The following is an 822-nucleotide window of genomic DNA, read 5'->3' as shown; positions in this document are numbered from 1 at the left end:
GAAAAAAAGCCAGTAATTTCTCATTTTTCTGGAAAAGACGCAGAAGCCATCAGTTAAAGGATTTACAGAAATATTCCAGATTCTACGTGTGACAGTAATGCGTACATTAGCATTAATAATAACCCGAATAGAATTGTCTGGTAGCCAAGGTACGCTGATTCAATACTGGAAGTTTACCGATACAATCCCAAAGCTCGATGAGAAAGGGAAACCGGTACTGGATGATACTCAATACGCTTCAATCGAGTTGATGCCGTTAATGATTTGGTGAGAATATTTTGTCTATTGGAAAATAAGAAGATCCCTGAATATTGTGAAAGCGTGGGTTTGCATATTGCAGATAACGTAGGAAAAAGAAATCAGCATTTTAATACTGAATACTTCAGTGTGAAATGGTTCAAAAAAGGAACGCTACACCTTACTTTCACAAAACCTGATTTAATTGGAAGAGTCAATGATATGGTTGCAGAAATGTTCCCCAATGCGTTACCACCAATTCAAGAAGGATAAAACCATGATGTAAAAAGCATCATGAGCGTATCAAAAAAGCCTCATTTAATACTCATTTGTATCTCATAATTAGTGGAGTGGATGATATTGCAAATCTATTGAGTATTACCATGAAAGAGATCAGTTAATAACATCGATAGAGATCGCTATTTACCCCACTCATAGAACCTGCTAATAAACTATATTGACTGATCTCCATCAGTCAACGTTGAACACACTTTACGCATTGATTCACCCTTTAATTCGACTTTAATACTCCCGTGAACCAGTCTGTCCAGGATCGCATCAGCGTGTGTGGCATCACCTATCATT

Annotated in this window: 3 protein-coding genes; 2 read left to right on the top strand and 1 reads right to left on the bottom strand. The window is 37.1% G+C overall.

What is annotated here, in order from left to right; genetic code table 11:
- Positions 1-97: 97 nt before the first annotated feature.
- Positions 98-271: a hypothetical protein gene (locus ACGF5R_RS24215; RefSeq protein WP_387693169.1), complete on the top strand. Its 174-nt coding sequence runs from the start codon at positions 98-100 to the stop codon at positions 269-271.
- Between the two features lie 14 nt (positions 272-285).
- Positions 286-510 (top strand): DUF4942 domain-containing protein, encoded by a 225-nt coding sequence (locus tag ACGF5R_RS24210; protein WP_387693167.1) that lies wholly within the window; start codon positions 286-288, stop codon positions 508-510.
- Between the two features lie 179 nt (positions 511-689).
- Here the strand turns inward: ACGF5R_RS24210 and ACGF5R_RS24205 are convergent.
- Positions 690-822 (bottom strand): ATP-binding protein (locus tag ACGF5R_RS24205; protein ID WP_387693173.1); only part of this gene is annotated, 133 nt, incomplete at its 5' end.

This window comes from Photorhabdus sp. RM71S (assembly GCF_042879355.1).
In the GTDB taxonomy this organism is placed as follows: domain Bacteria; phylum Pseudomonadota; class Gammaproteobacteria; order Enterobacterales; family Enterobacteriaceae; genus Photorhabdus; species Photorhabdus kayaii.
Note: the sequence above shows the minus strand (reverse complement) of the source record. Positions and strands in the feature narration are given on the sequence as shown.